This window comes from endosymbiont GvMRE of Glomus versiforme (assembly GCF_003546845.1).
In genome coordinates this window covers 268,802-285,678 of record NZ_NWVA01000002.1, presented here as the reverse complement: position 1 = coordinate 285,678, position 16,877 = coordinate 268,802, and the positions used below count along the sequence as shown (strand labels likewise).

The following is a 16,877-nucleotide window of genomic DNA, read 5'->3' as shown; positions in this document are numbered from 1 at the left end:
GCTTTCTAGTTTTTCCTATTTGCTTCTTGGAAATCTAATAAAACATAATAAGTATCTCCTTTTCTCTCTCTCATTTTAAGATGAAAATGGTAATAATTATCTGCTTTCAACTGACTGTACTTATTTAATCTTTCTTCTATTCTTTCTTTTTCTCTCTGAATACGACTTTTTTGTCTTTCATCAATAATAGTGTTTTCTTTCAACTTTTGTTTAATTAATGCTACCTGTTCTTCTAATTTTGCTAATTGTTCCATTATTTCAATGTTATCTTCTCATTGCTTTCTGATGAGATTTTTAACATTAGCGAGCGAATTTAATTTTCTTTCAATTCTCTCTTCTAAACTAGTTATTTCTTCTTTTCCCACAAAGGCAATAACTTCGTAAGTTTCGTTACCTTTTACTAAATGAAGAACAAAAAAAGTGTTGCCGTAATAACTCTTTTCTTTTTTAATATCAACAAGTAGAGTGTCGGTTAAGCGGATTTCTCCCTTATCTAATCAGTCGACTCATTCTCATTTTTCCATATTATTATTTTTTCTCCGTTTTTCTTAGACACTCAATTACGGCTTGGGCTGCAATTGCTCCATCAGCAGTAGCGGTAACAATTTGGCGAATTCTTTCAGGCTTAATTACATCACCAATCGCAAACAGTCCACTAATTTTAGTTTCACATTTTTCATTAACATTAACATAATTTCTACCATCACAAATACCATTTGAATCATGAAGAAAATCAGTATAAGGCAGCAGACCAATACAAGGGAATAAAGCACTAATTTCTAACTTTTCCCTTTCTAACCCTTGCAAATCATTTAAAATTAGATGAGTGACTTTTTTCTGATTTGTTGTTTCTCCAACAATTTCTTTAACAGTTCTCTCTAAAATTAATTTGATTCGGGGATTTTTCTCAACTTGTCGCTTGATTTCTTGGTCTACGCGAAATTCTTTTCGTCGATGGATTAAGTACACTTTTTTCGCAATTTCACTTAAATAAAGTGCGGCTTCACAAGCTGAGTAACCACCGCCCACGACAGCAACAACTCTATCACGAAAAGCAAAACCATCACAAATGGCACAATAAGAAACACCAAAATTAGTAAATTCCTCTTCTCCCGAGACATTCAATTTATTTTCGATGGTTCCTGAGGCAATAACCACTGCTCTGCTAAAATAAGTGAAGTGCATTTCATTTTTTTCAGTTTTTACCTCGAATATTTTTTGATTGTTCTTAGTTAATTGAACCACTTTTTCGTTTTTCCAATCAATTTTATAAGAACGAGCATGCTTAGCCATTTCTTCAGCTAATTTTGGTCCTTCAATCTTTGTAAAGCCAGGATAATTTTCCACTTCAGCAGTTTTGTTTAATTTGCCGCCATCCAAGTCTTTTTCTAAAATTAAAGTTGTCAATAAAGCCCTTTTAGCATAAATTGCTGCAGCTAAGCCAGCTGGTCCGGCTCCAATAATAATTAAATCGTATTGTTGTTTTTGCATAATTTAGTTTGCTAAGGAAGCACACATGATTACTCCCACGCTCCAATTTTCTTACGTAGTTTTTCCATCAACTCTGGTTCAATTTGCCGTTCTTTAAAGCCTTTTTCCAGACCGGCATTAAGGGCAATCAATTTATCTAATCTTTTGATACTTTCTTGTCGATTAGTGGATAAGACTTGGCTTTGGATTTGCTTTTGAAGAGCCAAAATTTCTACTTCTCTTTGATAATAGTCTCATAATAAAATCATTTTATTTTCTAACTTAGTGGCTTTTTGTCATTCTTTGTCGAACCATTCCTGATTGTTTTTTTGCTCCTTTTCAATTTCTTGAAATTTTTTTTGAAACTTGGTTTTTAGGATTTGCAGTTCTTTTTCGACTTCGTGAAACTTATTCTGAAATTTGGTTTTTAATTCTTTTTTTTGTTGAATTAGACTCTTTAATTCATCTTCTAGCAAATGAAGGGTTTTTTCAGCCCGAGTTTTTTCAATTTCCTCATTGCTAGGAACTTCTTCAACCTTAATTGTTTTTTTATCATTCATATTGATATTTTTGGCACTTCCTGGGTAATTTTGGTCGGTAAAAAAACAGTTAAAAATATAAATATGCGTTTGTTGGTTAGTTTTGAAGGAATTGATGGTAGTGGTAAAACTAGTTTAGTAAAAAAATTAAGCGAAAAATTATCCAATTCTTTTGCTACCAAGGAACCACGAGGTACAGAATTAGGCAAAAGGGTTTGACAATTAACTAATGAATCTTTAACAAATAAAGAATTCACTATTGATAGTTGAAGCCAGATTTTTCTTTTCATAGCAGCTCATAATGAGCATGTTAAAACAATAATCAGACCACAGTTGGAACAAGGCAAAATAGTATTAGTTGACCGCTATATTGATAGCACTTTTGTTTACCAAGGATTGCGAGGAAATTTGACCGAAGAGCAAAAAAAAACCAGAGTAAATTTAATTAGGGAACTTTTTCAAAAATTTATTAACACTCCTTTTCCCAACATAACTTTTATTCTCGATTTAGAACCAAAAAAAGCCCAAGCCAGATTAGAAAAAAGGGAAGAAAAAAATAATTGGGATAATTTAAATTTAGAATTTCACCACCAAATCCGCCAAGGTTATTTACAATTAAAAGAATATTTTCCCGAAAGAATTTATATTATTAATGCTGAAAAAAGTGAAGAAGAAATATTAAAAGAAGTTCAAAACACAATTAAAAAATATTTGCCTAAGAAGATAGAAAAAAATGATTTACCAAGTTTTGTGCGAGTAGTTATCCAAAATGAAAAAAGGGAATTACTGGTAATCTTTGAAAAAAAATGAAATTGCTGAGTTTTCCCGGGCGGTAAAATAGAACCGAACGAAACGCCCTTAGAAGCCGCCAAAAGGGAAGTTTTTGAAGAAACTAATTTAATAATTGAAGATTCAGAAATAGTTGCCGAACAGGCTTTTGACACAAAAAATCAGGGTCGCATGGGTTATTTAGTCAAGGCTAATAAATACTCAGGGGAGATAAAAATCAAAGAATTGGATAAGATTACCGATATTAAATTTAAGCAGATAGATTATGATTTTGCTGTCAACAGGCTTTTTTATCCTATCATCTTTGAAGCTGATTAGTGAGAAAAATCCTTTTCTAAAATTAAAAAAATCATAAAAATTAGATATGGAAAAAGAACTAGAAGTAATTGAAGAAAAAATAGGACCAGAAAATTTAAGTGAAAACAAAGAAAAAACACAATTAGAAGAAGACAAATCTAAATCGTACAAAAAAACTTCTCCTAAGCCAAAAAAAATCAAAAAAGTATCAATGAGAATAGTAAAAAAAAATAATTACTTCACTCGCAATAATATTACTTATATTGACTACAAAGACATTAAGTTATTGAGCCATTTTATTAATAAACAAGGGCAAATAATACCTAAAACTTTTGTAAAATTGCCAAGCAAAATTCAAAGAATAGTAGCCAAAAGTATTAAAAGGGCTAGGCAAATGAAATTAATGCCTTATATTATTGTTAATCAGGGTGAATTTTAGCAAAAAGGAAATAATTTTTAATAGCAGTTTTGAAAATATACAATAAACTATATAAAAACAAATAATTATTGCTGTTTTTTTTGAGAAGCAAACTTAAAATTGGAGTACTTTATCCTAATTTATAACCAGAAACTAGTTGAATAAAGGCTTTTTTGCGCAATTTAGTGTAGAACTTTCCTGGAAATTTGCGTAATAAACTAACCTTTTGCTTCACTGGCTTTTCCCGACAAGTTCTGACTTTTTTTACTTTGACTTTGTAAATATCCTTTACTGCTTGTTTAATCTGGAATTTGTTAGCCTTAGGATGAACATAAAAAGTATAAATTCTTGCTTTTTCTTCTTGCTCTTGGCTCTTTTTGCTTAAAACATATTGTTGAATTATTTGTTCTTTGATCATATATAAAATTAATTTTACACCTATGCAGATTTTTTATGTTTTGTAAGTTTAGTATAGATTAATCTAACAATGAAGAACTTAATAATTTTCTAAGCAAGGAAATTTTCCACAAGTTCAAGAAGAGTTAACTAAAATTCAATTCAAAAGATAGAGACAAAAATTATTCAACTTTCTCAAAGAAATGAAAATATTGTGGATAAGACAAGGCAACATTTTTTAGTTGATAAAAAAACATCTTTAAGCATAATTGAGAGTCCTTATTATTTAGTGAAGAACAATTAATAATTATCTCAGCGGGTAAAACAGAAATTTGGCAGTTTTCAGCATAATTTTCTTGCAAAAAGTTAATAGTTCCGTTAACAATTGCGGAAATTCCCGCGCAAACTAAGTCTTTTCCTTTGGGAGCAGAATTAGCATGTCCTTGGATTTTAATATATTTAAATTGTTTTTTGTTTTCATTAAATCGGTAAAATACCTTAATCATACTTATTTTTAAACACTTACCAACTCTTTATGTACAAAATTGCTAAAAAATTATTAAATATGGAAGACAAACAAACTGGTTGAACAAAAGTATAAGTCTTTAAATTCGCGGAAATGGCGGTAAATATCCGTGTCGGCAACATTACTTTTCCAAGGCTATAGTGAAAAGCAAGATTTTAGAAAAAATTTGAATATTTTTGGATGAGCATTATTTTACTTTGTTAATTCTTTATTCCTTAATTTGCTGCAATAGGAATAATAAAATATCTTAACGTTCGTAAAGAAACTGAAAAATTAAATGAATAGCAAAACAATTAAAAATTAATTATGCAGAAAAACAATAATATTTGGAACTTATTTTCTCAATTTCTCATAAATGTTAATCTAATCGTAAGTGTTTTATTAATCTGTCTACACTTACTTAACAAGAATTATAAATGATTTTCTCCCAAAGTATTTTGCATTCGTACTATTTTCGCAATTTTTGTCTTTAATTTATTATTTTTAACTAGTTATATTTTATTTGTGACTATTAAAATATTTAGATATGGAAAATAGTGGACGAAAGCAAGAGTTATTAAAACAGTTAGCCGAAAAAACTGAAAAAAAGTATCAGGCTCGTAAAAAATTTATTATCGGTGTTGTTATTTGATTTATTTCGTTGCTGGCCGATTGATTATACCATATTGTCAAATTTAAGAGAAGGCAGGGCTTGGGCGAAAAAGATGATGAAATTTTTGGATGCTGTTTTTCGCGAGCAATTCCATTTATGGCTAATCTTGTTTGTTTTAGTTTGGATTGTTGCTTTAATTATCGCAGTGCAAGGATTGGTAAAATGGCTAAGTTACCACAGTCAGATAAAAAAAATTGAAGTAGAAATTGCTAATCTAAAAAAATAATGCCTGCGTAGCTCACTGATAGAGCATTCGGCTTTTAACCGAAGTGTAGAAGGTTTGATTCCTTTCGCAGGCACCAAATTAAACTATTATGAAAAGATTTGTAAGAACAATCGCTACCAGCGAAAAATCATGCACCAATTGTCAAAAATTAATAACTAAAACCACTCTTTGCTGATTGGAGGGAGAAACAGACGTTCAAGGAGTAATAAAATATTTTCGTAATGCCAAGTATTTTTGTCTTTCTTGCGGGAATCAAATAACGGAAAAAGGTAAATCCTCGGCTCAACTTCAAGGACATAAATGCTTTTATCCTGGTTGCCAAAGGGAAATCACCGAAAAAAAAAGCTATTACCAGTGCCGAGATAGCAACAAAAAAATGTGTAGTAAAGAACACTTTAAGGAAGTTTATGGCTTTTATTGTGGCTGTTGTGGAACAGATGTCACTGAGCAAGCTGATTACTTACAAGTAGTTGCTAGTCAAAAACCATGATTTCAAAAAGTTTTTCCTTGAGTTGCAACAGGTGGATTGGTATTGTTTATCACTACTTTAATGATAATTTTGGTTAAAAAAGAAGAAAGGAAGAGGGCAAAACAATAAAAATCACTTTTTATCGAGATAAGTTAAGACTTATTTTCAATAGAATTTTGACATTGTCATTTTCTCCTGCTTATCAAATTTACGCATAGAAAAAAGATTAAAAAAGCAGAAAAGAAACCCAAAGGAAAAAGGGTCTCAATCTGAACTGTTACGATGATTTTTTAATTTCTTCTTTTCAGGATTCATAGCGTTTTTTTATTATATTATTTACTAGAAATTTTTATGAGGGAGCCAAAAAATTCACAAGTATTAAAATAAATCTTTTCTCCCGCTTCCCCGACCTTTATTTTTCTAATTTCAGCAATTTTTTTTAGGGTATGTATTATATTTTGGGGATAGTTGTTGGTTTGCTTCCCGCGTAATGGTTCAGGAACTAAATAAGGAGCATCGGTTTCAATAACTATTTTTTCCAAAGGCATTTTTTCTATTGCTTCTCCTCATTTTTCCTTTCATTTAGCATTTTTGTAAGTAATATTTCCCGCAAAAGAAACATAAAATCCTAAGTTTATAAACTTTTGAGCGATTTCTCAATCTCCGGTAAAACAGTGTAAAATTCCTTTTTTTATTTCCACTTCTTTTACTATTTCATAAGCATCTCAAAAAGCTTTTATGAATTCCTTTTTGTCATCCTTTCCTCTGATATGCAATAAAACTGGTAAATTATGTTTTTTAGCTAGTTCTAATTGTTTTTTAAATCAATACTTTTGCGTTTCTTGGGGAGTAAAAGTACGGTAGTAGTCTAAACCAATTTCTCCAATAGCAATAATTTTTTTGTTAGTTAGTTGATTTTCTATTCATTGAAAATTTTCTTCTTTTAAGTCTTCTTTGCTGTTAGGATGTAAACCAAGTGCACCATACAAATTAGAGAACTCTTTTAATTGAGTAAGTAGTAACTGATTAGTTGGCATGTCTTGACCAACGTTGAGGATGTATTTTACTCCCACTTTTTCGGCTTCACTAATGATTTTGCTAGCATTATGATTTTTGTACCCTTTATCGGCTAAATGACAGTGAGTGTCGAAAATTATCACAGGCATTAATGAATTTTTAACCATTTTTAAAATCATTTGTTAGTGCGGGGAGTGTTTTTTTGGTAAAATTTTTCTTTTTTCAGGAGCGAAATCACACAAAAATTCACCTAAAAATCTGTCTCTTTCACGCGCACATATTCATTATTATAGAAAAAACTAAAAAGTAAATTTATAAATTTGGTGAACCAAATTATATAAAAAAAATTTTTTGGTGTAAAATATATATGTTATGACAAAAGATAATAAATTTGTGCCAACAGCACCAAAAACATATGAAGTAAGATATGTAGAAAATGAAAATAAAGTATCAGGTTTATCACCAGCAGCAAGAGCCAAAGTGATTAATCGCAGTGGGAGTAATTATATTAGTGGCAATCAGGAGGGTTTTGGTCCTTGTTATAGACAAATTGATTACGGAGATTGTAATTGTGGTTTCAAAATAACTGCTACCTTAGTTGACATGCGTGGAAATGCCAGGTCTGAAACAATAATTCCAACTAGTGAGCAGCAAGTTGAAGACCTAGCTAATCGTGTTCTAGGACAAGGGGATTGAGAATACAGCATTAGATTCGGAAATGAATTTAATCCTCATCAGGAATCTCGAGTTAATTTAGCGGCACAAGTTAGCTCAGCTATCGTTCATCATGGTCCACAAAGAATAACCGTGGTAGAAAAGACCAGATTACAAAGGCTTTTGGAAAGGAGGTAGAATTTGACAAACGATGATGAACTAAAAATTAGGTGTAGTAAATGCAAAGAAGAAAAATATCACACTGAATTCTATGATGGAATTGAGTGCTTTGTGTGTTGAGAAACTGGAATAAATGAGGCAAAAGTTCAAGAGTTAAGGGAACAATTAACCCAATATTTAGATATTGATAAAGCTAAACTGAAAGCAGGATTAACCTTAGAGCAATTAAAAGAAGTTAGAAAAATAATTAGTGATAATTATGTTGTTGGGAGTGATACCATTGGTGGCGAAGCAAGTAAAAAAGGAGGTAAAGAATTAATTGTAGCTTTATGGACATCAGACGGCTCAAAGATGGGATGACAGCCTTCTAAATGTTTAGAAAAAATAGATTTACAAATAAAAAATCTAAAACCTGCTCCTGAGCCGCAAACCGAACTAAAAACATATACTGATGTTTGTCCTACTTGTAATGAAATGTTCTTTTGTGAATTAGAGGAAGGCGATACTTCGGAGAAAGAGGCAAGTAATAGATTAAGTGAGCAAATAAACAAACACATTAAAAAAGTTCACGAAGAGGAAGAAAAAAAAAAAAAAAAGAGAGAGAGAGAGAGAGAGAGAGAGAGAACACTGACCCTAATGGGGAAGAAGTTAAAAATGAGCTTTCTGCTAATCAAAAATCCGAGCAAACTAACCAATCTTCTGTAAGTTCCGACAAAAACAAGTTTCCTTTGCCACTGATAATAATTGGTTCTTTATTTTTAGTTAGTGTGTTGGTGGTTTGTTGTTACTTGCTCGCAAAAAAGCGTAAACCACGCTAAAACCAAATTAAGACCATAATTATTAAGGAGAAATTATTTTAACTCAATTTGCAAGAAGTTAAAAACACTTAAATAATCCTGGATAGTTAATTGCTGGGGGCGAATATTTTTTTCATATTTTAACTTTTGAAATACTTCTCTGATTTTTTTCTCCTGATAAGAAGCGATTAATAAGTTATTTCAAAGGGTTTTGCGCCGATGCCGAAAACAGTTTTTCAAAAAAGCCCAAAATTGGACTCGTTTTTCTTTTTCTAGTTGAATTTCTTTCTTTATTTCTAGGCGAACCAAAGCACCATCAACACTTGGTTGAGGAAAAAAGCACTGTTTAGGGACAAAAAAAATAATTTCTGGTTTGGTAATTAAGGAGATATAAACTGATAATGCAGAATACTCTTTTTTGTATTTTTGAGGTGTAGCTACTCATCTTTGAGCAACTTCTTTTTGTATCAAAAAAACTAAATTTTCAAATAATTCAGCACTTTCTAATAAATTAAAAATTAAAGAATTAGCAATTGAATAAGGCAAATTTCCTACTACTAAGAAAGTTAAAAATTGATTGTATTTTTGTCGGAGTTCTGGCCAATTAATTTTTAGGGCGTCTTGATAGAGAAAAATAACTTTATTTTTTTGTTCTTTTCATTTGCTTTGCAACCAAAAATGGAGTTGAGCGTCTTTTTCATAACTTATTACTTGATGACAATTGCTCTTGGCCAAAAATTCTGTCAAATGTCCATAACCACTGCCAATTTCTACAATTATTGTTTTTTTATCAAAAGGACAACTATCTACGATCTTTTGAAGAAGATTTTTATCTAGTAAAAAGTTTTGTCCCCATTCTTTCTTTGGTAAAAAAGGAAGCTTCATTTTAGTTCTTTTGTCATGGTCGAGCATAAAGGCCAATCAATTCCACTTTAGCCAACACGTGACCACTAATAGCACGCTTGATTTGTTCCTTAGTCATCCTGTTAGGTAATTCTAAAAGAGTGTCTAAAGTGCATAAGGGAAGAAAAAAGTAACAATAGTGTTTTTTATCTGGCAAGCAAGGTTCGCCATATTCTTCTTTCCCTCAACTGTTTCTTCCTAACTTAGTCTCGAGTAGCAATTTTTTGCTCCCCTCCGTAAGGAAATTGGTGTCAGCAGGTAAATTAAAAATAATTCGGTGGTCTCAGTTTCCTTTAGGAACGTCGGGGTCTTCACAAATCAGAACTAGTGATTTTGCTTCGTTAGGAACTACTTTCCGTTGTAAAGGTTGCATATAATTAATATTTTCACCAGAGCAAGAAAATTATTACCACACCGGCTTAAAAATATATTATAGATATTCGGGTTTGCTCGTTTTTCCCTAATTCAATTAAAAAAATGAATCGATAATCTTTGAAAACTAAATAGAACCAATCACGTACGGGTGAATTCTCGTGCTAATTTTTTTAAGAGTTTGATCCTAGCTCAGGATGAACGTTGGTAGCATGCCTAACACATGCAAGTCGAGCGGAAAGTGCTAGTAATATCACTTTTAGCGGCGAACGGGTGAGTAATGCTTATCTTACCTACCATTTAGCGGAGGACGTGTTAGAAAGGTCCTGCAAAGGATTTTCTAACTAATACTGCATACTCTTTGGCTTCGGTCAAAGGAAAGGGAGCCTTCAGGCTCTCGCTAATTGATGGGGATAAGTCGCATCAGCTAGTTGGTGGGGTAAAGGCCTACCAAGGCTAAGACGCGTAGCCGGGCTGAGAGGCTGATCGGCCACAAGGGAACTGAGACACGGTCCCTACTCCTACGGGAGGCAGCAGTGAGGAATCGTCGACAATGGGGGCAACCCTGATCGCTGCAATGCTACGTGAAGGATGAAGGTCTACGGATTGTAAACTTCTTTACTTAGATGTACTCCTAAAAGCTTGCATCTGAGCAAAAAGTCACGACTAACTATGTGCCAGCAGTCGCGGTAAGACATAGGTGGCGAACGTTATCCGGAATTATTGGGCGTAAAGGATGCGTAGATGGCAGAGTAAGTTACTGGTTGATGTCAAACTCAATTTGACGGAAGCTGGTAATACTGTTTTGCTAGAGGACAGGAGAGGTTGATGGAATTCTGTGTGGAGCGGTGAAATGCGTTGATCTACAGAGGAACACCAAAAAAGGCGAAGGCAGTCAACTATCCTGTTCCTGACATTGAGGCATGAAAGCGTGGGGAGCAAACCGGATTAGATACCCGGGTAGTCCACGCCCTAAACGATGAGCATTAGATATTAGGCGGTATGCTTAGTGTCGCAGCTAACGCTTTAAATGCTCCGCCTGGGGACTACGGCCGCAAGGCTAAAACCTAAAGGAATTGACGGGGACCCGCACAAGCGGTGGAGCATGTGGTTTAATTCGATACGACGCGCAGAACCTTACCAAGGTTTGACATGGAGGGCAAAGTTGAGGAAACTCAACAGAGGTTATCCCGACACAGGTGGTGCATGGTCGTCGTCAGTTCGTGCTGTGAAGCATATGCTTAAGTGCTATAACGAACGCAACCCTCGTATTTAGTTGCTATCATTTAGTTGAGAACTCTAAATAGACTGCTAAGGAAACTTAGAGGAAGGAGAGGATGACGTCTGATCATCATGCCCCTTATACCTTGGGCTACACACGTGCTACAATGGTTAGGACAAAGGGTCGCCAACCCGCGAGGGGGAGCCAATCCCAAAAAACTAACCCAAGTTCGGATTGGAGTCTGCAACTCGACTCCATGAAGTCGGAATCGCTAGTAATCGTGAATCAGCAACGTCACGGTGAATACGTTCTCGGGTCTTGTACACACCGCCCGTCAAATCACGAAAGTCGGTAATACCTGAAACCAACTCCCGCAAGGGAAACTCTCGTAAGGGAGGGAAAGTTGACAAGGGTAGGATTGGCAATTGGGGTTAAGTCGTAACAAGGTATCCGTAGGGGAATCTGCGGATGGATTACCTCCTTTCAATACAGAAAGGTTTTTTAGAAAGGTTCTATTTAGTTTTGGGAGATTTTATCTCTCGTTATTCTTTGAAAACTGAACACAAAAAAAGATTTCACCAAATAGTGTAAGTTATAAAGAGTGGATGGTGGATACCTTGGGATTGATAGGCGAAGAAGGACGCGATATCCGGCGATACGCCTCGGGGAGTTGGAAAGTGAACTTCGATCCGGGGATTTCCGAATGGGACAACCCATTACCAGTAATGTGGTAATATCTAAGTTTAATAATGCTTAGAAGCGAACCTGGCGAACTGAAACATCTTAGTAGCCAGAGGAAAAGAAAATAAATAATGATTCTCTGAGTAGCGGCGAGCGAAAGGGGAAGAGCCCAAACCAATTAGTTTACTAGTTGGGGTTGGAGGAAAATGCACTAAGAGTTACCAAAGTTATTGATAGAAGAATTGGCTGGAAAGCTAAGCCAAAGAAAGTGAAAGCCTTGTATTCGAAATTAATAATTCTCTGCATTTAATCCTGAGTACAACGAGGCACGTGAAACCTTGTTGGAATCTACGGGGGCCACCCCGTAAGGCTAAATACTCATCAATCACCGATAGTGAACTAGTACCGCGAGGGAAAGGTGAAAAGAACCCCGAAAGGGGAGTGAAAGAGAACTTGAAACCATCACACTTACAACAAGCCAAAGGACGTTAAAGTCTGATGGCGTGCTTTTTGTAGAATGAGCCGGCGAGTTATAATTATTGGCAAGGTTAAACTTTTTTCGAAGCGGAGCCACAGCGAAAGCGAGTTTTAATAGAGCGTTAAGTCAGTAATTATAGACCCGAAACTAGGTGAGCTAATCATGAGCAGGTTGAAGTGAGGATAAAACCTCATGGAGGACCGAACTAGTGCTCGTTGAAACGATCTTGGATGACTTGTGATTAGAGCTGAAATTGTTATCGAACCTAGAGATAGCTGGTTCTCCCCGATATAGTTTTAGGACTAGCGTCAGACGAAAAGTAAGGGAGGTAGAGCACTGAATATAGAAGGGCTCTTAACTGGGTACCGACTATAATCAAACTCCGAATACCTTTGCTCATTATCTGGCAGTCAGTCTGGGGGTGATAAGATCCCTGGACGTGAGGGTAACAGCCCAGATCATCAACTAAGGTCCCTAAATAATGCTAAGTGTAGAAGGAAGTTGCGACACGAAGACAAATAAAAGGTTGGCTTAGAAGCAGCCATCCTCTCGCAGAGTGCGTAACAGCTCATTATTCGAGTGTTGCAGCGCCGAGAATGTAAGGGGGCTCAAGCATTATACCGAAGTTATGAACTAAAAGGCATTAATTAGCGATATTAAGTAAAAAGGAATATTTAAGACAGAATTTTGTTGAAGAATTAACTTTTCTTGATCATTAACTAATGCCTTTTAGTGGTAGGGGAGCGTAGCCAAAGTGTTGAAGTTAAACCGTGAGGATTAATGGAATTTTGGCTAGTGAGAATGCCGGCGTGAGTAACGACAGAAGGTGAGAATCCTTCTTGCCGAATGACCAAGGTTTCCAGGGTCAAGTTCGTCTTCCCTGGGTTAGTCGGGACCTAAGGTCAAGCTGAAAAGCGTAGTCGATGGACAACAGGTTAATATTCCTGTACTAGTATTATTACTGACGGAGTGACGGAGACAGTTAAGATAAGCCAACTGTTGAACATGTTGGTCTAAGTATGTAGAGGGTACCATAGGTAAATCCGTGGTGCGCAACCTTGAAATATGATGGATAGGGAAAGGTTCGCTGAGTACCGAAGTATCTGATACTTTGCTTCTAAAAAAAGCTTCTAAGTTTGGTTCGACCAAAAATAATAATATTACCCGTACCGAGAACGAACACACGTGGTCAAGGAGAATATCCTCAGGCAAGCGAGAAAACTATGGTTAAGGAACTCTGCAACAGCACGGACGACTGTTTATCAAAAACACAGCTCTCTGCTAACTCGTAAGAGGATGTATAGGGGGTGCCTCCTGCCCGGTGCTCAAAGGTTAAGAGGAAGGGTCAACCAGTATTTTAAATACTGGTGAAGCTCTGAATTGAAGCCCGAGTGAACGGCGGCCGTAACTATAACGGTCCAAAGGTAGCGAAATTCCTTGTCAGGTAAGTTCTGACCCGCATGAAAGGAGTAACGATCCGTGCACTGTCTCAACCATAGACTCGGTGAAATCTTAGTACCTGTGAAGATGCAGGTTACCCGCAACTAGACGGAAAGACCCCGTGGAGCTTTACTGCAACCTGATATTGATTTTTCTTCTTATTTATTTGAGGATAGCAATAGGTGGGAGACTATGAGGCCAAGACGCCAGTTTTGGTAGAGTCAACGGTGAGATACCACCTCTATAAGCAGAAAATTCTAACTTATTGGTTTAGAGCCAAAAGGACAGTGTTTGGTGGGTAGTTTAACTGGGGCGGTTGCCTCCTAAAGAGTAACGGAGGCGTTCAAAGGTATCCTCAACAGGAATAGAAATCCTGTGGTGAGCGTAAAGGCAAAAGGATGCTTAACTGTGAGACTGACCAGTCGAACAGATACGAAAGTAGGACTTAGTGATCTGCCGATGCTTAGTGGTAAGGTCGGCACTCAACGAATAAAAGTTACCCCGGGGATAACAGGCTTATCTTTTCCAAGCGACCATAGCGACGAAAAGGATTGGCACCTCGATGTCGGCTCTTCTCATCCTGGTGGTGAAGAAGCTACCAAGGGTTGGGCTGTTCGCCCATTAAAGAGGAACGTGAGCTGGGTTCAGAACGTCGTGAGACAGTTTGGTTCCTATCTATTGCGGGCGTAGGAAATTTGCGGGAGGCTATCCCTAGTACGAGAGGACCGGGATGGACTAACCAATGGCGTACCAGTTGTCATGTCAATGGCATGGCTGGATAACTATGTTAGGAATAGATAAGTGCTGAAAGCATCTAAGCACGAAACTAGTCCCAAGATGAGATTTCCCATTCCGAAAGGAAGTAAGGTACCTTTTAGACTAAGAGGTTGATAGGCAACAAGTGTAAGCAGAGTAATCTGTTCAGCTAAGTTGTACTAATTTATCGAGGACTTATTTTTTGGTTGAAATTCTTTCTTTTGTGTTCGGTTTTGAGGGAATAAACCCTCTTTAATAATACTGGTGGTTTTAACGAAGTGAAAGCAGTAGCAATACTGTATAATACCCGTTCCCATTCCGAATACGGCAGTCAAGCACTTCTGTGGCGAAGATACTTTTAATAGGGAAAATAGTTCACTGCCAGTATTTATTATATTATCCTACATTATGAGTAAAATTATTTTTTTAAATGGTGTTGCCTCTGTCGGCAAAACTACTCTTGCGAAAGAGGTTCAGCATTTAAGCAAAGAAAATTTTTTATATGTTGGAATTGATGCTCTTTTTGGTGCTATGCCGAAAAAAATAGTTGGTTTTGATGAGCAAGACGAAGAAGGATTTCGTTATGTGATTGACCCTAAAACGGATAAATTAACTGAAATGAAAGCCAGTCCTTATGCTATCCAAGTTTTTACTTGCTTGCCAAAAGTGGTTAAATTACTGGCTGATAGTGGATTAAATGTAATTTTTGACGAATGCAACTTTGTTAAAAATGGTACAAAACCTTTAATTGACGAATACAAAACTCTTTTTGCCGACCACGAAATTTATATGGTTGGTGTAAAAGTGTCAAATTTAAAAACTTTGGAACAAAGAGAAAAATCAAGAGGTGATAGAGTTATAGGAATGGCAAAGATTTTTTATCAAAGCGAAGAAAATTTCAATTATCCTTATGATTTAATTGTCTACAATGATACTCAAGAACCACTTGATAACGCTAAAAAAGTTATAGAACTAATAAAAACTAATGAAAAATAAAATTATCTTCCTAAATGGTCCTTCATCAACTGGAAAATCTTCCTTGGTTAAAGCCATTCAACATTACCAAAGAACCATGATTAACTTCTGGTGTTGATGTTTCTTTTGCTGTCATGCCTGCTAAGTACCTTCCTGGAGGTCAGAAAACCAGTGAAGGAATTAATTTTGTTCCAGGAACTGACAAAGAAGGATTTCCAGTTATAAAAGTGAAAAGTGGTGATTATGGAAAAAAAGTCGTTCAATCAATCCGCAAAGCCGTCAAACAGTTAGCCGACGATGGACATAACCTCATTCTCGACGAAGTAATTTGAGAAAAAAGAGATTTAGAAAATTATGCTTCACTTTTGAAAAAACACCAAGTTTATTACGTGAAAGTAAATTGTTAATTACCAATAATGGAAGAAAGAGAAATACTTCGCGGAGACCGAGCATGGAGTCTAGCGCGAGACCAATTCGTCAAAATGGAAAAATTAGGTAAAGCATAAAAATACGACTTGGAAATTGATACCACAGTACTTAGCCCTTTTGCCAATGCGAAAAAGATTTTACAAAGATTTATGAAAACTACTAAAAAACCTATAAAAAAATTAAAATATAAATTATAATTTGTATAAATGGCAAAATTAAATAACAAAAAGAAGCCTTCTTCTCTATATCTGATTAACGAACAAATACCTTTTGTGGAAGTTCTACTAGTAGGAAATAGCACTGGGCAAGAAAATGGAATCATTTCTAAGGAAAAAGCCTTAAAAAAAGCCCAAGAACAACGGAAAGACTTAGTTTGCTTTCGCTTGCCAGACCCGTCTAAGGAAACTCTGGCAGTTTGCAAAATAATTGATTACCAAAAATATCTCTATGAATTAAAAAAAAAGCCCAAGACACAAAAAAATGTTCTTAAAAAAATCGAATTAACCTATCGTATTGGCGAAAAAGATGAGAAAACTAAAATTGAAAAAATCAAAAAATGGTTGGAAAACAACCACCAAGTAAAAGTTAGTTTAAAAATGGTTGGGCGAGAAAGAGAACACAAAGACCTGGTTTTAGAAAAATGCAAAAACATTATTGCTAATTTGCAACTCCAATCCAAAGAAATCAAACTCCAAGGGAAAATCAAACTCCAAGGGAAAATTTATAACTTTCTTCTTCAAAAAGTAAGTAAAAATACTAATATATATGCCAACAATCAACCAGTTAGTTAGAAAACCTCGTAAATCTAAGAAAAGAGGCAAAAAAAAACGTGTTCTAGCTTATGGCCGGAACTCTTTGCATAATTCACTTTTTCTTAGCAACAGCCCTCAGAAATGAGGAGTTTGCAAGAAAATTAGTAAAGCAAAACCCAAGAAACCTAACTCTGCTCTTCGCAGTACTGCCCGCATTGAGTTAAGCAACGGAAAAGAAATAACTGCTTATATTCCTGGAGAAGGGCACAATTTACAAGAGACTAGTAAGGTGTTAGTTCAGGGTGGTCGAACCCAAGATTTACCAGGAGTGAGTTTTGTGATTATTCGAGGAACTCGAGACACCGAAGGTGTTAAAGACCGCAAGCAAGGCCGCTCTCTTTACGGAAAAAAGAAAGAAAAAAATCCAAAGATTACATAA

At 35.3% G+C, this 16,877-nt stretch carries 19 protein-coding genes, 1 tRNA gene, 1 rRNA gene, 1 pseudogene and 1 other annotated feature; of the genes and pseudogenes, 14 read left to right on the top strand and 8 right to left on the bottom strand.

Annotated elements, in window-relative coordinates; translation table 4 throughout:
- Nucleotides 1-5 precede the first annotated feature (5 nt).
- From GvMRE_RS05075 to GvMRE_RS05065, 3 genes are read right to left on the bottom strand one after another with little or no spacing between them, the layout of a single operon-like run.
- A complete protein-coding gene (locus GvMRE_RS05075; protein WP_147410178.1) occupies nt 6-524 on the bottom strand; it encodes a hypothetical protein in 519 nt (172 codons plus the stop codon).
- Nucleotides 525-528: 4 nt separating this feature from the next.
- A complete protein-coding gene (locus GvMRE_RS05070; RefSeq protein WP_147410177.1) occupies nt 529-1,491 on the bottom strand; it encodes an NAD(P)/FAD-dependent oxidoreductase in 963 nt (320 codons plus the stop codon).
- A gap of 29 nt (nt 1,492-1,520) precedes the next feature.
- Entirely contained in the window at nt 1,521-2,030 is a 510-nt protein-coding gene (locus GvMRE_RS05065) for a hypothetical protein (RefSeq protein WP_147410176.1), read from the bottom strand.
- Nucleotides 2,031-2,093: 63 nt separating this feature from the next.
- On the opposite strand from GvMRE_RS05065, the gene tmk reads away from it, so the two are divergent.
- Nucleotides 2,094-3,116, top strand: a complete 1,023-nt coding sequence (gene tmk, locus GvMRE_RS14335; protein WP_172575272.1) for a dTMP kinase — start codon at nt 2,094-2,096, stop codon at nt 3,114-3,116.
- Nucleotides 3,117-3,306: 190 nt separating this feature from the next.
- Nucleotides 3,307-3,534 (top strand): 30S ribosomal protein S18, encoded by a 228-nt coding sequence (rpsR, locus tag GvMRE_RS05055; RefSeq protein WP_147410466.1) that lies wholly within the window; start codon nt 3,307-3,309, stop codon nt 3,532-3,534.
- 109 nt (nt 3,535-3,643) lie between these two features.
- On the opposite strand, the gene GvMRE_RS05050 is transcribed toward rpsR, so the two are convergent.
- Nucleotides 3,644-3,931, bottom strand: coding sequence for a 50S ribosomal protein L23 (locus GvMRE_RS05050; protein ID WP_147410174.1), 288 nt, complete (start codon nt 3,929-3,931; stop codon nt 3,644-3,646).
- Nucleotides 3,932-4,091: 160 nt separating this feature from the next.
- Nucleotides 4,092-4,415, bottom strand: a complete 324-nt coding sequence (locus tag GvMRE_RS05045) for a ribosomal-processing cysteine protease Prp (protein ID WP_147410173.1) — start codon at nt 4,413-4,415, stop codon at nt 4,092-4,094.
- Nucleotides 4,416-4,961: 546 nt separating this feature from the next.
- On the opposite strand from GvMRE_RS05045, the gene GvMRE_RS05040 reads away from it, so the two are divergent.
- From GvMRE_RS05040 to GvMRE_RS05030, 3 genes are all read left to right on the top strand, one after another.
- Nucleotides 4,962-5,300, top strand: coding sequence for a hypothetical protein (locus tag GvMRE_RS05040; protein WP_147410172.1), 339 nt, complete (start codon nt 4,962-4,964; stop codon nt 5,298-5,300).
- Nucleotides 5,301-5,314: 14 nt separating this feature from the next.
- Nucleotides 5,315-5,389: transfer RNA gene (locus GvMRE_RS05035), tRNA-Lys, on the top strand.
- Between the two features lie 12 nt (nt 5,390-5,401).
- On the top strand, nt 5,402-5,911 hold the full coding sequence (locus GvMRE_RS05030; RefSeq protein ID WP_147410171.1) for a hypothetical protein: 510 nt from the start codon (nt 5,402-5,404) through the stop codon (nt 5,909-5,911).
- Nucleotides 5,912-6,114: 203 nt separating this feature from the next.
- On the opposite strand, the gene GvMRE_RS05025 is transcribed toward GvMRE_RS05030, so the two are convergent.
- Entirely contained in the window at nt 6,115-6,948 is an 834-nt protein-coding gene (locus GvMRE_RS05025; RefSeq protein WP_172575271.1) for a TatD family hydrolase, read from the bottom strand.
- 223 nt (nt 6,949-7,171) lie between these two features.
- On the opposite strand from GvMRE_RS05025, the gene GvMRE_RS05020 reads away from it, so the two are divergent.
- Both GvMRE_RS05020 and GvMRE_RS05015 read left to right on the top strand, forming a co-directional pair.
- Nucleotides 7,172-7,651, top strand: a complete 480-nt coding sequence (locus tag GvMRE_RS05020) for a hypothetical protein (RefSeq protein ID WP_147410169.1) — start codon at nt 7,172-7,174, stop codon at nt 7,649-7,651.
- Nucleotides 7,652-7,654: 3 nt separating this feature from the next.
- Nucleotides 7,655-8,338 (top strand): hypothetical protein, encoded by a 684-nt coding sequence (locus GvMRE_RS05015; protein ID WP_147410168.1) that lies wholly within the window; start codon nt 7,655-7,657, stop codon nt 8,336-8,338.
- Nucleotides 8,339-8,484: 146 nt separating this feature from the next.
- Here the strand turns inward: GvMRE_RS05015 and rsmA are convergent, their stop codons facing one another.
- Nucleotides 8,485-9,315: a 16S rRNA (adenine(1518)-N(6)/adenine(1519)-N(6))-dimethyltransferase RsmA gene (gene rsmA / locus GvMRE_RS05010; RefSeq protein WP_172575270.1), complete on the bottom strand. Its 831-nt coding sequence runs from the start codon at nt 9,313-9,315 to the stop codon at nt 8,485-8,487.
- Nucleotide 9,316: 1 nt separating this feature from the next.
- Nucleotides 9,317-9,724, bottom strand: a pseudogene (locus GvMRE_RS05005) (YbhB/YbcL family Raf kinase inhibitor-like protein); the annotation flags it as partial.
- A 150-nt stretch (nt 9,725-9,874) separates the two neighbouring features.
- Between GvMRE_RS05005 and GvMRE_RS05000 the strand changes: the two are divergent.
- The 7 genes from GvMRE_RS05000 (at nt 9,875) to rpsL (ending at nt 16,877) form a co-directional block, all read left to right on the top strand.
- Nucleotides 9,875-11,411 (top strand): 16S ribosomal RNA (locus GvMRE_RS05000).
- A gap of 101 nt (nt 11,412-11,512) precedes the next feature.
- Nucleotides 11,513-14,485: a sequence feature (mutual gap in cmsearch alignment for this rRNA model is longer than 100), on the top strand.
- On the top strand, nt 13,132-13,317 hold the full coding sequence (locus tag GvMRE_RS14130) for a hypothetical protein (protein WP_216361619.1): 186 nt from the start codon (nt 13,132-13,134) through the stop codon (nt 13,315-13,317). Its footprint overlaps the feature before it by 186 nt.
- Before the next feature lie 205 nt (nt 14,486-14,690).
- On the top strand, nt 14,691-15,278 hold the full coding sequence (locus GvMRE_RS04985; RefSeq protein ID WP_147410166.1) for a phosphotransferase-like protein: 588 nt from the start codon (nt 14,691-14,693) through the stop codon (nt 15,276-15,278).
- Nucleotides 15,268-15,402, top strand: a complete 135-nt coding sequence (locus tag GvMRE_RS14510; RefSeq protein WP_147410165.1) for a phosphotransferase-like protein — start codon at nt 15,268-15,270, stop codon at nt 15,400-15,402. Before GvMRE_RS04985 ends, GvMRE_RS14510 begins: the two co-directional genes overlap by 11 nt.
- Nucleotides 15,392-15,664, top strand: a complete 273-nt coding sequence (locus GvMRE_RS04975) for a phosphotransferase-like protein (protein ID WP_147410164.1) — start codon at nt 15,392-15,394, stop codon at nt 15,662-15,664. The genes GvMRE_RS14510 and GvMRE_RS04975 overlap by 11 nt, the downstream gene beginning before the upstream one ends.
- A 228-nt stretch (nt 15,665-15,892) precedes the next feature.
- Nucleotides 15,893-16,477, top strand: coding sequence for a translation initiation factor IF-3 (gene infC, locus GvMRE_RS04970; RefSeq protein ID WP_147410163.1), 585 nt, complete (start codon nt 15,893-15,895; stop codon nt 16,475-16,477).
- Nucleotides 16,452-16,877, top strand: coding sequence for a 30S ribosomal protein S12 (gene rpsL / locus GvMRE_RS04965; RefSeq protein ID WP_147410162.1), 426 nt, complete (start codon nt 16,452-16,454; stop codon nt 16,875-16,877). The genes infC and rpsL overlap by 26 nt, the downstream gene beginning before the upstream one ends.